This window comes from Luteimonas sp. TWI662 (assembly GCF_039673825.1).
GTDB lineage: Bacteria > Pseudomonadota > Gammaproteobacteria > Xanthomonadales > Xanthomonadaceae > Luteimonas.
This window is the reverse complement of record NZ_JBDJMI010000001.1, coordinates 148,269-162,970: the sequence shown is the minus strand read 5'-3', so window position 1 is coordinate 162,970 and position 14,702 is coordinate 148,269. Positions and strand designations below refer to the sequence as shown.

At 67.9% G+C, this 14,702-nt stretch carries 15 protein-coding genes; 14 read left to right on the top strand and 1 reads right to left on the bottom strand.

The window, feature by feature from the left end; genetic code table 11:
* Positions 1 to 19: 19 nt before the first annotated feature.
* The 9 genes from ABE488_RS00725 to ABE488_RS00685 are packed head-to-tail and all read left to right on the top strand — an operon-like array spanning position 20 to position 10,385.
* Complete coding sequence (locus tag ABE488_RS00725; RefSeq protein WP_346446661.1) at positions 20 to 607, top strand: Ig-like domain-containing protein; 588 nt, start codon at positions 20 to 22, stop codon at positions 605 to 607.
* Positions 607 to 1,725, top strand: coding sequence for a hypothetical protein (locus ABE488_RS00720; RefSeq protein ID WP_346446660.1), 1,119 nt, complete (start codon positions 607 to 609; stop codon positions 1,723 to 1,725). The genes ABE488_RS00725 and ABE488_RS00720 overlap by 1 nt, the downstream gene beginning before the upstream one ends.
* Positions 1,725 to 2,510 carry a hypothetical protein gene (locus ABE488_RS00715; protein ID WP_346446659.1) on the top strand — a complete coding sequence of 262 codons (786 nt, stop codon included), beginning with the start codon at positions 1,725 to 1,727 and terminating at the stop codon, positions 2,508 to 2,510. Before ABE488_RS00720 ends, ABE488_RS00715 begins: the two co-directional genes overlap by 1 nt.
* The gene (locus tag ABE488_RS00710) at positions 2,507 to 4,324 is read left to right on the top strand and encodes a hypothetical protein (protein ID WP_346446657.1); all 1,818 of its coding nucleotides are present in this window, start codon (positions 2,507 to 2,509) and stop codon (positions 4,322 to 4,324) included. Before ABE488_RS00715 ends, ABE488_RS00710 begins: the two co-directional genes overlap by 4 nt.
* A 14-nt stretch (positions 4,325 to 4,338) precedes the next feature.
* The gene (locus ABE488_RS00705; protein ID WP_346446656.1) at positions 4,339 to 4,827 is read left to right on the top strand and encodes a hypothetical protein; all 489 of its coding nucleotides are present in this window, start codon (positions 4,339 to 4,341) and stop codon (positions 4,825 to 4,827) included.
* A 2-nt stretch (positions 4,828 to 4,829) separates the two neighbouring features.
* On the top strand, positions 4,830 to 5,450 hold the full coding sequence (locus ABE488_RS00700; protein WP_346446655.1) for a hypothetical protein: 621 nt from the start codon (positions 4,830 to 4,832) through the stop codon (positions 5,448 to 5,450).
* Positions 5,450 to 6,118 (top strand): hypothetical protein, encoded by a 669-nt coding sequence (locus ABE488_RS00695; protein WP_346446654.1) that lies wholly within the window; start codon positions 5,450 to 5,452, stop codon positions 6,116 to 6,118. The genes ABE488_RS00700 and ABE488_RS00695 overlap by 1 nt, the downstream gene beginning before the upstream one ends.
* Entirely contained in the window at positions 6,118 to 7,443 is a 1,326-nt protein-coding gene (locus ABE488_RS00690) for a hypothetical protein (RefSeq protein ID WP_346446653.1), read from the top strand. The genes ABE488_RS00695 and ABE488_RS00690 overlap by 1 nt, the downstream gene beginning before the upstream one ends.
* Positions 7,443 to 10,385 carry a hypothetical protein gene (locus ABE488_RS00685; protein WP_346446652.1) on the top strand — a complete coding sequence of 981 codons (2,943 nt, stop codon included), beginning with the start codon at positions 7,443 to 7,445 and terminating at the stop codon, positions 10,383 to 10,385. Before ABE488_RS00690 ends, ABE488_RS00685 begins: the two co-directional genes overlap by 1 nt.
* Here ABE488_RS00685 and ABE488_RS00680 read toward each other — a convergent pair.
* Complete coding sequence (locus ABE488_RS00680; protein ID WP_346446651.1) at positions 10,323 to 10,535, bottom strand: hypothetical protein; 213 nt, start codon at positions 10,533 to 10,535, stop codon at positions 10,323 to 10,325. The genes ABE488_RS00685 and ABE488_RS00680 overlap by 63 nt on opposite strands.
* Before the next feature lie 59 nt (positions 10,536 to 10,594).
* Here ABE488_RS00680 and ABE488_RS00675 point away from each other — a divergent pair, with 59 nt between their 5' ends.
* The 5 genes from ABE488_RS00675 to ABE488_RS00655 all read left to right on the top strand — a co-directional run bounded on the left by ABE488_RS00675 (position 10,595) and on the right by ABE488_RS00655 (position 14,635).
* Complete coding sequence (locus ABE488_RS00675; protein WP_346446650.1) at positions 10,595 to 11,128, top strand: hypothetical protein; 534 nt, start codon at positions 10,595 to 10,597, stop codon at positions 11,126 to 11,128.
* Positions 11,125 to 11,451, top strand: coding sequence for a hypothetical protein (locus ABE488_RS00670; protein ID WP_346446649.1), 327 nt, complete (start codon positions 11,125 to 11,127; stop codon positions 11,449 to 11,451). The genes ABE488_RS00675 and ABE488_RS00670 overlap by 4 nt, the downstream gene beginning before the upstream one ends.
* Positions 11,448 to 11,945: a lysis system i-spanin subunit Rz gene (locus tag ABE488_RS00665; protein ID WP_346446648.1), complete on the top strand. Its 498-nt coding sequence runs from the start codon at positions 11,448 to 11,450 to the stop codon at positions 11,943 to 11,945. Before ABE488_RS00670 ends, ABE488_RS00665 begins: the two co-directional genes overlap by 4 nt.
* A 153-nt stretch (positions 11,946 to 12,098) precedes the next feature.
* Positions 12,099 to 12,848 (top strand): hypothetical protein, encoded by a 750-nt coding sequence (locus tag ABE488_RS00660; RefSeq protein ID WP_346446647.1) that lies wholly within the window; start codon positions 12,099 to 12,101, stop codon positions 12,846 to 12,848.
* Positions 12,845 to 14,635 (top strand): hypothetical protein, encoded by a 1,791-nt coding sequence (locus tag ABE488_RS00655; RefSeq protein ID WP_346446646.1) that lies wholly within the window; start codon positions 12,845 to 12,847, stop codon positions 14,633 to 14,635. The genes ABE488_RS00660 and ABE488_RS00655 overlap by 4 nt, the downstream gene beginning before the upstream one ends.
* Positions 14,636 to 14,702: the final 67 nt, after the last annotated feature.

The window sequence follows — 14,702 nt, the reverse complement described above, 5'->3', positions numbered from 1 at the left end:
CTTTTGATGGAGAAGGACGGTGGCCGAGCTGGTGGCGAACAACGATGAGGCGAGCACTCCCGATGGCGAAGCGGTAACGGTCGACGTACTCGCCAACGACACGCTCGACGGCGCGCCTGTGCAGCTACGGGATCTGCTAGGGCTGCCGGTGATCGTGTCCGGGCCGTCGTCGGGGTCCGCGACTGTCAATTCCGACGGATCAATCACGTACGTGCCCGAGCGGGACTTCAGCGGCGTGGTCGTGATTGAGTATGAGATCGCGGCTAGCGACCCTGGAAGCGAGACAGTCGGCTCGGATACTTCCGAGGGTCAGGGGCTGGTCTTCTCGGTGCAGCCGCCGTGGTGGAGTGAGGTTCTCGCGCAAGAGCAGCAGAGCCCCGGATCCGTCGGTATTGTTGTGGCGAATCAATATCCGTTCCAAGAGCCCGGCCCAGATGCTTGGGGAGTTCTCTACCAATTTCAGCCGGACGGAAAGTTGAAGTGGATTGATCAGTCCGGCGAAGTTCCCTTCAGCGAGGAAGTCGAAGCCGACATCTATGCCGTGTGGGACAGCTTGGGGACGCAAGAGCGGTCGTCGCCAATCCGCTACTTCTACGCGAGGTACTGATGGCAACGTCGCGCGCGATCCTCACGATCACCGTTCTGCCGCCGAAGCCGGATCCGGAACCGGACAAGCCGCTACCCAACTGCGACTGCGACGACGACACGAGCGGCTACAGCACGCTGGGTGCGCTGCGAACCGAGCTGCTTTACCGCCTCGGTTTCGCCGATCCGATCGAGTCTGCGGAGCTTCGCACGCTCGGCGCCATGCGCCGCGATCTGATGGCGAGGCTGGGCTACGCTGCGCAGGCGGGCAACCCGCCGCCGGGCATGCTCGACCTGCTCGACAGCCTCGTCAACGAGTCTGAGCAGATGCTCTGGCGCCGCCTGGAGCTGGACCGGGGCGGACAGCCACTGCCGCCACGGATGGTCGCGCCGGATCAGATGACTACGCTCGACGCGCCGCTGGTGTTCGCGCTGGCGCTGGCATCGGCGAAGTCGCACTACAACCAGCCCGACGCGAAGCTCTACGTTGACATGGCGGAGCGCGCGCTCGCCGACTATGTGCGCCGCCGGCCGCCCGGCATCATCGCGACGCTCACGTCGTTCCTGCACGAGGCGCAGGAGCAGCTGTACCGCCGATACGACGTGCTGCGAACGGAGCGTTACTTCTCGTGGCCGATCACGGCCGGCGTGCGGATGTACGACATCCCGGGCAATCAGGAGGCGTGCTCGAAGCGGCTCGACCCTCGGAAGGTGACGTGGGTCGGCGTCGAGGTCGACGGCGCTTGGTCTCCGCTCGAGTGCGGCATCCCGCCAGAGACCTACTCGCGCGACGAGACCGGGCGACCGCAGCGCTACGAGATCCGCCAGTGCATCGAACTGTCGCCGGTCCCTGACGAGACGCGCGGGCGGCTCATCATTCGCGGCCGGTTCGGCCTTGAGCCGTTCGAGACGCCCGACGACCGGACCACGATCGACGACCGCCTCGTGTTCCTCATGGCGCTCGCGAACGCGAAGGCGCATTTCCAGCAGCAGGACGGGCAGAACTACATCGCCCAGCTTGAGACCATGCTGCGCGGGATGGTAGCCGGCGCGCACCACACGCGCCGCTATGTGCCCGGGCAGCCGCGCCGCGTCGATGCGGTCTACGCGATCCCGAGGCCAACGGAGCCGTTCCGCTGATGGCGCGCTTCCAGCTCAATGCGGCGTCGGGCGGCATCAACCGGCAGCGGGTGAAGGGCGGACCAAAGCCGGACAACCTCTACGACATCCTCAACGGGTACGTCGACGCCAGCGGCGCGGTGCTCAGCCGCCCGGGCACAAGCGAGCATCGGCGCTTGCCGCCGGGCACCGTCGGCATGTGCGCATTCGACGGTGGCCTGGTGGTTTTCTCGCACCAGGTTGTGAATGGACTGCCGCGCGGCGTGCGTTGCGAGGTGCTGACGCACCCCGATGACCGGACCCTGCCGCTTTCCGTCATCCACTATGCTGGCCCCTTCCTCGGGGCGCTATTTGTGACTGTGGAGTTCGTGAATGGCGACGTGTTCGACTTCTGGCTTCAACGTGCTGACAACTGGCGCGCCAGTGCGATCTACCAGTCATCTGATCGGGCTCAGCCCAGCAATCCGAACGGTTTCGTGTACGAGCCGACCCGGGCGGGCGCGCCTGGTGTGGTGTGGCAACCAGGCGTCGAGCGCAGGGTCGGTGATGTCGTAGAGCCTCCTGTGGCAAATGGCTATGAGTACGTGGTTGTCGAGGCGATCGGGGCGCCGCCGCGTAGCGGCCAGGCTGAGCCCGCCTGGATCGCCCAGGAAGGGGCCGCGGTGATCGAGCAGGCCGATGTGCCAGTACAGATGCCCCCTGGGCAGACCCAGCCGCAACCGGGCGTGCCGCCTCGGTACAGCAACCCGGGAGGCAGCACGCCGCGCGACTCCGGTAGCGGCAATACCTATGAGCAACTTCGATGAGTAGTGCATGGCAGCCGGGCCGCCTGTACCCGCCGGGTGCATTGGTCGTGCCGCGCACGCAACAGCCGATCGGCCCAATCCAGATCCCAAATCCCAGCTTCGAGGCTGGCCTCACAGACTGGGTTCTGGGCGGCACGGCTCAATTGTCGGCGTCAGGCGGGTTCAGCGGTCCGGCCTGCGTTGTGAGTGCAGGTGCCGGCGAGCAATTCGATGGCAGCGCCTCGGGAGCGACGCGTTACCCAGTCCGCCCTGGGCAGCAGATCACACTGACCGCGATGGGGCGGATCGAGAGCGGGACGGCGGGGACTAGTTTCTCGGTCGTACTGTTGTGGTTTGACGGCAGCGGGCAGCTGATAGGCCAGAGCGGCGGCGCCGAAGTCACGATGAAGCAGGCCGGCACGGCGTGGCGTCAGGCAATCGTGTCGGCGCTTGCGCCGGCGAATGCCGCCAGCGTTCAGTACGCCGGCGTCATGAACACTTCGGCGTCATCTACGGTTTCGCGGATCTGCATGGACGCGTTCTCGTGGAACTACACCAGCCCGATCGCCGCCTCGCTGCAATACCGCGCTGTGCAGCCCGCTGCGGGTGTCAGCGGCAGCGCCGAACCAGCCTGGCCCGGAGTTCTGGGCCAGAGGGTGACCGACAACGAGGTCATCTGGGAGGCAGTTTCGGTCTCGCGCGTGGTCTGGGAGGCGCGGCCGATCATGCGATCGGGACCAAGCGAGCCCACGTGGCCGCAAGTGGATGGTGCGCGAGTGATCGATGGCACAATCTCGTGGGTTGCTCGCACGCGTCGTGTGACTGATTCCAACTGTCCGCGCACCCCGGTGACCACGATCGGCGCGTCGAAGGTGTTCAAGGCGGACGGGGACATCGTCCGGTTCAGCGCCACGGCAAACCCACTCGACTGGACGACGACCCAGGACGCCGGCTACCTCCCGACGGGCCTGCAGCAGGCCAACGCGAACGATATGGCCGTGCTCGGCATGTACCGCGGCAACCTCGTCGCGTTCAACGCGAGCAGCTTCCAGATGTGGCAGATCGACCCCGACCCGGAGGCGATGGCGATCCTGGACCAGATGGACGGCATCGGGTCGTCGTGGCCGCAGGCGGCCCAGGCGGTCAGCAACGACCTGTTCTACCTGTCGCAGCTCGGCGTGCGCACTGTCGGAATCGCGAACGCGGCTGAGAATCTGGCCGCCGGCGATGTCGGCATGCCGATCGATGAGCTTGTGCGTGCTGATATCGCCGCCGGTGGCCGGGTGCTCTCGACCTACTACCCCGGGGCCGGTCAATTCTGGCTCGCGTTCGCGCGCGACGGCCGCACGTCGGTCCACGTCTACTCCATGGCGCGCGCCGGGCAGATGGGCGCGTGGAGCCGCTACGAGTTCCCATTCGCCGTTGAAGCGTTCGCGCAGCTTGGCGACGATCTCTACGTCCGGCACGGCGATCAGATTTCCGTCGTTTCCGAGGCGGCCACGCACGACGAGGTCGCCGGCGTGGCGCTCCGCTTCCCGGGCGTCGTGTGGTGGCCGTGGCTCGACTTCGGTACGCCGGGAGTGACCAAGATGCTCGAGGGCTTCGACTACGTGGGAACCGGCCAGGGGCCGAGCATCAGCATCGGCTACGACCAGCGCAGCGATCAGGCGTTCACGCCACCCTATGAAGTCCCCAACGACACGTTGCCGGGCGGTCTGGTGCCGCTGCCGGTCTCGGCGCCGACGCTGTCCGTGCGCCTGACTTTCGCCGGTGGCGAGCGCTGGAACGTGCAGAGCGTGCTGCTGGAACTGAGCCCGATGCAGGGTGGGCCGTGATGGCTGATGGATCCATGCCACCGCCGGCTATCCGCCTCGGCCATCCGATCGTCGAGGACTTCGCCTACCTGGCGCGCCGCATGCGGCCGGACGAGATCGAGCAGTTCCTCGCATTCGGTGGACTGCACGAATACGACGCGGATATCGCCGCGCGCGCGTTCGCGGCTACCCCGGGTCCGAGCTACGTGTTTGTGGGCGCCGACGGGCTGCCATTCCTGGCTGGCGGCTTCCAGCCGTTGCGGCCGGGGGTATTCGACGGGTGGCTGGTTGGCACGCTGGCGGGCTGGGAGGCGCACGGCTTCGCGATCACGCGGATCTGTCGGCGGGTGATCGACCAGATGCTTGTCGATGGCGCGCATCGGGTACAGATCGCCGCGCTTGCGAGCCGGACGGCTGCGCACGACTGGTACGAGCGCGGGCTCGGGCTGCAGCGCGAAGGCGTGCTGCGCGCGTACTGCGCCGACGGGAGCGATGCAGTGATGTTCGCAAAGGTACGGAGGTAACGATGTCCGGCGGAAGTAACAAAGCGGCGAACGAAGCGAATCGCATGGAGCAGCAGCGCCAGGCGCGGATCGCCTCGACTCAGGCCCGTGTGAACCAGGTCTTCAACAACCCGTCGCGCGCGGCTGACATCGCCGACTATGTGGGCGCGGTGCGTGAGTTCCACACCGATGACTTGAATCGGCAGAAGTCGGACGCCGATCGGAATCTGCGCTTCGCGCTCGCCCGTGGCGGGCTGGTCGGCGGCAGCACGCAGCGCGACCAGCAGCAGCGGTTCGGCGAGGACTACAGCCGCGGCGTGCTGGATGTCGAGCGGCGCGCGCTTGGCGCCGGCTCCGAGCTTGAGGCCGCGGACCAGGACGCGCGTGCGCGCCTGATCCAGTTGGCGACATCCGGTCTCGATACCACAACAGCGGCCCAGCAGGCTGGCGCAGCACTGCGCACGAACCTCGAAGCCGGGAGGTCTACGGCAATGGCCCAGGGCCTGGGCGATATGTTCGGCGGAATGAAGTCGTTCGCGGACGCGGCGCGCACAGCTTCCGAGCGTCGTCGAGGGCTCAGGGACAGCGGCTACAGCCCCTATCAACCGACCGCCGTCACCGGCGGCTACTACGGAGGACGGTAATGGGCCAGGCCATCCCTTACATCATCATGGCGGCCGCAGCGGGCGCCCAGCAGTACAACACGACGCGGACGGCCAACCGTCAGGATGCACAAGCTGCTGCTGGCATCCGTCAGCAGGGTGTACGACAACAGGAAGCCGACAATCGGGTGCACGAGCAGGTCGCCGCCATGGAAGGGAGCACGGCAGCCGATGAGCGTGCGCAGCGTCTGGACGAGTACCTGACCGGACTGAGGCGCAACCGACCGTCCATCGAATCCGGCCTTACTCCGAACGTCGGCTCCGCGGCGTTCCGTGGAGATTCTGCTCGCGCCGCAGGCGATGTGCAGGACTACGCCACGCGCGCCGCAGGCTTGTTGTCGCGGATCGACGCGCCGGCCATGCAGAGGCAGGGTGAGGCGTTCGACTATGGCCGCTTGGCGACCGATATCGGGCTGATTGGCCGGCAGTCCGCCGGTGATCAGTTCATCAGCGATCTGAGGCTGCGCGCGATTCGACGCAATCCGTGGATCGATGCGGCGTCGCAGGTCGCCGGGGCCTACGGCGGGAGCCTCGCGATGTCTGGCGCCGGCACCGGCGCGGCGTCCGCGCAGTACACGCCCGCGCAGTACGGCGGGAGTGCCGTCTACAGCAGCGCCCGGACCGCTCCGGGCATCTACGGAGTGGCGTGATGGCTGGCATGAACGGCTGGGCCGCATTGGGCGAAACGCTCGCGGGACGCATCGGCACGCCCGGCGCCTACGAAGACGGGATGCTGACCGGGCACAAGCTCGAGCTCGCCATGCAGCAGGCGCGGCGCGAGCGAGCAAACGCGATCATCGATGGCGTCCGCGCGGACAACTACCAGCGCCTGCCGACGATGGGCCGCGAGCTCGGTATCTCCGATGCGGAAGCCTCGCTGATGGCGGCCGGCGGCGGAAACGCGCAGCAGTTGATGGCCGCACGCGGCACCGCGCTCGGGGACGGCTACCGCGCGGCTGCGGCCGATGCCGCTGCGCGTCGATATGGGCCGGACAACCCGAACGCGGCTCTGTTCGGGCTGGCCGATGGACCGGTCGCGCTCGGCGACATCAAGGACGGCATGGCGATCGGTGACCGGTATGCCGACGGCGGTGGCGGCCTGACCGTGACCCCGCTTGGCGAGGCCACCATCCGGCAGCGCAACGCGTCCGCGGCCAGCTCCTACGCCACGGCGAACAACGCCAACGTGCGGTCGGGTATCGCGCAGCAGCAGTTCGCGCTGCAGCGAGCAGGCCAATGGAACCCGGGCGGCCGCTCTGGCGGCGCCGCAGCGACGCCGGAAAGCCGTGCGGCGCTGGCGGATTCCTATGGTCTCCAAGGTGAGGCGCGCACGCGGTTCGCGCTCACGGGACAACTACCGGCGAGCATGAGCCTCACTCCGCCGGCCCCGGGGTCCGGTGGTATCGCCGCGTCCTTCAACGACCGTCAACGCGCCGGGGCCGCGATGCAGCGCGAGGCGCTGTTGAACCAGGTCGCGACCCAGACGGGCACGCCTCGCGACGAGGTCGATCTCCTCCTGCAGCGGGGCGACCCTGTAAAGGGGCTCAGCGGCCCGCAAGCAGTGGCCGAGCTCCTGCGCCAAAAGGGGCGGCGGTTCTTCCAGGGGCCGGTTCTCGGCGAGATCCCCTTCATCGCAGAGCGGGCGAATCGCGACATCACGCCATTCGGCGAATCGGCGGCTCGTGGACAGGCAATGATCAACGACCCGGCCGGCCCCATCACCAACCCTGACGTCGAAGGCGCGCGTTCGATGGTGCCCAGCATCCGGCAGCCCATCGGCGTCCAGGCGAACCTGGTCGAGACGATGCTGCGGCTATCCGGCAGCGGCGCCGGCAGGCCCGAGGGTTTGCCGGCGCGCGCCAGGCCGGAGCCGAGCCCGCGTGCCGTGCAGGCGCTGATGAACAATCCCGGCCTTTCGGCCGACTTCGATGCCAAGTACGGCGACGGCGCCGCGGCGGCCTATCTGGGGCAGTGATGGCGAACTTCTTCGACCAATTCGACAACGACCCACCGGCGCCGCCGCGCGGGCAGTTGGCGGCCGGCAACATCGATCTCAACAGCCGGCCGGTGGTGCGCAACGCTGACGGGACGATCTCCACAGTGCGTTCGATGTCGACGAACATCGACGGCCGCGAGGTGCTGATTCCGACGGTCAGCGACGACGGGCGCGTCCTGGGCGACGACGAGGCCGTCGACACGTATATGCGCACCGGGCGACACCTCGGCCAGTTTGCAACGCCGGAGGACGCGACCTCCTACGCGCAACAGCTGCACGTGCAGCAGGAGCGCCGGTACGGCGGCAACTTCTTCGACCAGTTCGACGACGACCCGCAGGCACCCCCGCTCGAGATCGACATCGTCGGCGGAACGCCTGTTGCCGCAGCCGAGTATGCGGCGGGGGAACTCGGTGCGCCCAAGTCGAAGGGCCCCGCGCTCGGCGACCGGGTCCGGGGTGAACTGCGCGGGCTCGGGCTCGGCGCACGGTCCGTGCTGCAGGGCGCCGGCGGCCTGTTCGGCGCCCTGGGCGGCGACTTCGTCAACGCCGCCCTGATCCCGGGCGAGCAGGCAAGCTACCGCGACGCGGCGGGCGGTCTGGCCGATTTCCTCGGCCTGCCGTCGCCCCAGGACGGCCGGGAGCGCGTGCTCGGCGATGTCGGCGAGGCATTGACAGGCACCGGGCTGACGCTTGGCGTCGGCGGGATCGCGAATGCGGGGCGCAGCGCGGTCGCGGCGCCGTCGATGCGCGCGGCCCTGGGCGATTTGCTCACGGCCCAGCCGGCGCTGCAGACGGTGAGCGCAGCCACCGGTGCGGCAGCGTCTGGCGCGACGCGCGAGGGAGGGGGCGGGGCTGGTGCGCAGATTGCTGCGGGGCTGGCGGGCGGCCTGGCGCCGAGCGCCGCTCTGTACGGGACGCCCATGGCGATCCGTGGTGCAGTTCGGGGCGGAGAGTCGAATCGGCGCGCTCTGGAATCGGCGATCGAGGATTTCGCGGCTCTCGGTGATGCGACGCCCACGATCGGGCAGGGCACGGGCAGCCGTATGCGCCAAGCCGCCGAGAATCTGCTTGGCAGTGGCCCCACGTCGGCGGGTGTCATGGCGCGCGCCGGCGAGTTGCAGGGTCAGCGGATTGGCAGCGGACTGGACTCGGTCGCTCGTAGGCTCTCGGCTGACCCCACCCCGGAGGGGGCGGGTGCTTCAATCCAGCGGGGTGTCGCGCAGTTCAACGAGCGCACGCGCGAGACCGGCCGGAGCCTTTACCGAGCCGTCGACGAAGCGGTCCCATCTGGCGAGCGAGTCACCGTGTCGAACACGCAGGCCGCCCTCTCGGAGCTCAACGAGGCGATCGAAGGCGCGCCGAACGTCGGTCGCTTCTTCCAGAACGCCCGGATTCAGGGTATCGAGCGAGCGCTGCTCGATGACACCGACGGCACCCTGGCTGCGCTGACGCGGCCCGAGGTCCGCCGGGAGGCCGAGGCCATTCGGCAGCGGCTGCAGGATCAGGCCAACCTTCGACGGGCGGAAATTGCCGAGCAGTCCAGCGAAATGCGTCAGGAGCTGTTGACGCAGAATGCGGAGCGGCGAACGGCGCTGACGGCCGAGGCAGACCGCCTGCGCAACCGGATCCATGATGCCGTCGAGAATCGCCGGAACCAGCTGTATCGCGAGGCTGACGAGCTCGAGCTGCGGCTGCGATCCGAGCAGCGGGCCGCCATCGAGGAGAACCGCCGCCGTGCGGCATTCCCCGAGACTCGCAGTCAGGTGACGCGCGTCATCACCGACGAGGAGATCGCGCGCCAAGTGCCGACGCGCGCCCAGATCGATGCTCAGTTGCCCAAGCAGGCGGATATCGATGCACAGGTGCCGACGGCGCGCGATATCGACAACCAACTGCTCAGCGAAGGCGAGATCAACCGGCGCGTGCCGACCGAGGCGACATGGTCGGATCCCAAGTTCGGCTCGGATTACATCGAGAAGGAGGTGAACCGCTACCTCCAGAGCCAGGTCGACGGGAAGCTGCCATATGAAGCGCTCACCAAGCTCCGCACGCTCGTCGGCAACGAGATCGACAACTACTCGCTGGTCGACAACGTCCCCCGCTCGAAGTGGAAAGCGCTGTACGGGGCCCTGACGCGCGACATGGAGGCCGCGGCGAACACGCCTGAAGCGCAGCGCGCTTGGCGGCTGGCGAACCGCTATCACCGGATTCGGATTCGCCACCTCGAGCAGATCGAGCACGTCGTCGACAAGAACGGAGGCCCCGAGCGGGTATTTCAGGCCGCCATGCAGGGGACGCGGGAGGGGGCCACGGTTCTCCGCTCGGTCATGCGGGCACTGCCCGAGGATGCGCAGCGAGACGTGACCGGTGCAGTGATCAAGCGCATGGGGCGCGCGAATCCTGGGATGCAGGGCGCCGGTGGCGACGCGTTCTCCGCCGCTACCTTCCTGACGAACTGGAACAAGCTCAGCCCCGAGGCGCGCGCCACACTGTTCAACCGCTTCGGCCCGGACATCAGCGAGGATATCGACCGAATCGCGCGCGTGGCAGGGACCATCAAGGAAGGAACCGGCGTTCTACGAAATCCGTCTGGCACCGGCGCGCAGGTTGCCGCTTTTGGCTACGGCGGCACGCTTGCAACATCTGCGATGACGGGCAACTTTTCGCTGTTCAGCCAAGCGCTGGCATCAGGCGCCATCGCTAACGCCTTCGCCAGGGCGATGACGAACCGCTACTTTGTGCGGTGGTTTGCTCGAACCACGGAAATGCCTGTTGGCGCACTGCCAGCGCAGTTGAATGTGCTCAAGCGCATGGCTGCGGAAAACGATGACGAGGACATCGCCACGGTCGCAGAGGCGCTAGAGGCGAACGCTACCCCACAGGCTGAAGAACAGCGCAACCAGAACGAACGGGGCCAGTAGGGCGATCAAGCAGAACAGGGCAATCTTCACCCGCTGCCCAACCGTGGCTGGCTTCTCGCGGTCCTCGCGCTCCCGGCGCGCCTCAGCCCGCCACCGGCGCACCAGCGCCTTGGCTTCGGGGGTGACCTCGTGGCGGTCCCAGGTAGGCATGGGAGCATCCTAGCATCATGCACCGTTGAAGCCTTGTCCCGGCTGCTCACCATGCCGGCATGAGCATCGACCGCGCACGAGAGATCAACAGGACCGCGGTGGGCCCGGCGCTTGCGCTGCTGCCTGCCGCGATGGACACGCCGCAGGCGCGGGTGATGCTGCTGGCGATCGCCGGCCAGGAGGCGGACTTCCGCCACCGGCGCCAGATCCTGGGCAGCGGGTCCCCGGGGCCGGCGGCGTCGCTCTGGCAGGGCGAGCAGGGCGGGGGCATGGTGGCCGGTGTCCGGACGCACCCGGCGACGCGCGAGTACGCGGCGGCCCTGTACCGAGATCGAGGCGTCGAGCCGACCAATGCCGCCATCTGGCGGGCCATCGAGCGCGACGACGTGCTGGCCGCCGGACTTGCCCGGCTGCTGCTGTGGAGTGACCCGCGCGCTCTGCCGGCAGTGACCGATGTCGAGGGCGCATGGCAGCTGTACCTGCGGACCTGGCGCCCCGGCGCGTACGCGCGAGGCACACCGGCCTATCGATCCCGCCTGCGGGCGAAGTGGTCCGGGTACCACGCCACCGCACGGGAGGCGCTGGCCCAATGAGCGACGGATCGGACATCGCGCCTTGGTGGGTTGCCGGCGGCGCGGCCGCGCTCTGGATCGCGCGCGAGTTCATCGGCGCCGTGCTCAACCGTAAGCAGGACAAGGCGGAGACCGACGGCAATGTCGCTCTGCTCTCCGGCCTGACCTCCCGAATCGAGGCCCTGGAGGCGTCACAGCTCAAGATGGGCCAGCAGCTCGCAGACGAGGTGAAGCTGCGCATGGCCGCGCAGGAGGAAGCGCATCGCCTCCGGCTCCGCGTGCTGACGCTCGAAGCGTCGCTGCGCGGCTTGGGCGCGGTGATCCCGCCGGAGACGCCGGCATGAACCGCATGCTGATCGCCTTGGCTGCTGCGCTGGTGTGGTCCGCTGGCGCGTTCTGGGCCGGGTGGGAGTGGCGCGATCGATCCGCCGACCTGGCGGAGGCGCGGCAGGCGACCAAGGCGGCCGGCGACCAGGTGGCGGCGTCCGAAGGCGCGCGCCGCGACGAGCATCAAGCCGGCCAGGCCCTGGCCGACATCGGAGCGAAACATGAGGAAGATCGGAAGGCGGCCGAGGCCGTCCCTGACGCTGTTGTGGCTGACCTGCGCGCTGGTGTTCTCCGGCTGCGCGACGACCTCGCGACCTGCCACACCGATCGTTTGTCCTCAGCTGCCGCCGGCGCCTTCGAACGTGATGCGCCCGCCCAGCTACGAGCAGAGATTGCGGGCGCTGCTGTTCGAATCGCCCGCGACGCCGACGACCAGCTCCGCGCCTGCCAAGCCGTAGTCGCTGCCGACCGCGAGGCGGTTCAGGGCCGCGCGGCGACCGAGGCTCGGTGATGGACGTGAGCAGCTGCCAGATTCGGAGGCAGTCAAGGATGAGGCTTGCGAATAAAGCGAGGGAGGTAAGCATCTGGCGATGGCTGCTTTCGGCAATGAAGGTGCCGACAGCTTCTTTCGCCGGGTGGGCCGCTTCTACTTCCGGGATTTCCGGTGGTGGCCTGGGGGCGGGTGGTGGCTAAGTCGCGCGTTCCGCTCTACGGCAAGCCGCAGGGCTTCGTGACGGTCGACACCGACGCGACCGCCGGCGCGACGGTCGGGCGTGACCTGCGCTGGCCGAGCGGCGCGGTGGTAACCGAAGCCGAACTGCGCGCCGCCGCAACGCCGCCCGGGCAGGGCGACTACCCGGTCACGTACTGGCGTCTGATCCAAGAGATCCCGCCGAACGTCGTCGCGCTGGCGCAGACGACCGCAGCCGGCCTGTACGTCGTGACCGGCGCCGGTACCAGCGCGACGCGCGCTATCCAGGCGCGGCCCGGGCAGTTGGTGGTCGCCGATGGCGACGGGGTGGACGGCGACCCGACGCTCGGCCTTGCCGCGGTCGAGGATGCCGGCACCGGCGCGCTGCTGGCGCTCGAGCGCGACGGCTTCGGCCGGGTCACCGGCACGCGCGCGCCGACGACCGACGACCTGCCCGAGGGCGAAGACAACCTCTACTTCACCGACGAGCGTGCCGCAGCGGCGGCACCGATTCAGGACGTGATGGAGGGCGAGGGCGTCCAGATCGATAAGACGGACCCGCGCCGGCCGGTGATCTCGTCCACGGCTGTCGCGGTGTCTCTGCTGCTTCCGTTCTTCCTGACTGACGGCAGCTACGCGCCGATCGCGCTGACCTCCACCTATGCGCTGCCTTTCTTCATGAGCGACGGCACGCGCTCCGATATCCAGACGGTGACTGCATGACGGATCAAATTCCACTGAAGCGGCGCGGAGACGCGCTTGGGCAGTTCGAAGCTGGGGATGCAACGCCGATTGCATTCGGAGGAACGGGGGCGAATGACGCGGCCGGCGCACGCCAGAACCTGGGCGCGATCACGCAGGCTCAGGCAAATTCGGGCGCAGACTCACGGATCGCGGCTCAGAAGGGCCAGCCAAACGGGCTGGCGGACCTAGATGCAGACGGGAAGCTCCCGCGCGGCCGGTTGCCGGCCATCGCGACGACGGAGACGTTCGTCGTCGCGAGCGAGGCGGAAATGCTCGCGCTGGACGCACAGGACGGCGACGTGGCCGTCCGCACAGACTTGGGCCGGACCTTCATTCTCGTCACCGAACCGGCCTCGACGCTCGCGAACTGGCAGCAGATCATCACGCCCGCCAGCCCGGTGCAGAGCGTCAACGGGCAGACCGGGCCGGTGGTGCTCGAAGCGGCCGACGTTGGCGCCGCTACCGCAGCGCAAGGCGCGCTCGCCGATACCGCAGTCCAGCCCGGCGACCTCGCGACGGTCGCCACGTCGGGGCAGTACAGCGACCTCGCCGGTCGCCCGACGCTAGGGAGCGCCGCCGCAGCCAACGCGACGGACTTCGCCACGGCTGCCCAAGGTGCCAAGGCCGACAGCGCCGTGCAGCCCGGCCAGCTCTCCGCAGTCGCCACCAGCGGCAATTACCTCGACCTCAACAACCGGCCCACTCTCGGCACCATGGCGTCTCGGAACTCTGAGGACTTCGCCACGGCGGCACAGGGCGAGAAGGCTGACACAGCGGTGCAGCCGGGGCAGCTCGCGACGGTGGCGACCTCCGGCTCTTACAACGACCTATCGAACCGCCCGACGATCCCCAGCCAGCCTAGTGATATTGGAGCACAGCCATCGGACGCACTGTTGTCGGCAATCGCGGCACTCTCCACTGCTGCTGATCAGATTATAGTTGCCGCAGGCAGTGACGAAGTGGCGATGTTTCAACTCGGGGCCACCGGGAAATCCGTCATGGCGGCAACGTCGCCGGGGACAGCTCGCTCCTCAATACAAGCTGTAGGTCTTGTGGGGAATGAGTCTATCTCTGGCACAAAAACATTTCAGGGCACCGCAGCGGGTAACACTCCTGTGGTTCTGACTACTCCGGGCGCCACGCTGCTGGCCCTAAAGCGCGTCGGACGGGCTGGGAACTTCGGAAACAGTGCCGTTGAGTACAGCATGGAGTTCACTAATGGGAATGTTGCAACGATCTATTTCGGGCTAACCGCCAACAACTTCATACCTGCATTCGCGGTCGGCTCGTCGCCAGCGCTCACGGATGACGCAACGACGTTTTTTAGGGCGTCTAACTCTGAATTTCGGGTGCTTTCCCCAATTCTCAATGCTCCCGCTGCCACAATAAATGGACCACTACTGATCCAGACAGGGGCCGGATTGAGGCAGGCAGGTCTGATCGATAATCCTCCCAATATCCAGAACACCAGTTACACGTTCGGCCTCGCTGATCGCGGCATGTGCGTCCAGAAGGACACGCCAGGGGGGGGCGACTACACGATTCCTCCCGACGCGTCGGTCCCGATGCCGATAGGCGCACGCATCGGCATCGCTGTCACCGACCCCGCAGGATCGGTGACTATCCAGCCAGCGGCGGGGGTGACGCTGTACCTCGCCGGTTCTCGATCGACGACTGGAGCGCGCACGCTCTCCCCCGGGGCGCTCGCCGAGCTACGCAAGGTCAGCACCAATCTTTGGTGCATCGGCGGGCCGGGAGTCAGCTGACCGGGTAGGGAATTTCCTACCCGCGCACGCGTCGGCGCCCGACAGACCGGCCGCGCCGTCGGCGCGA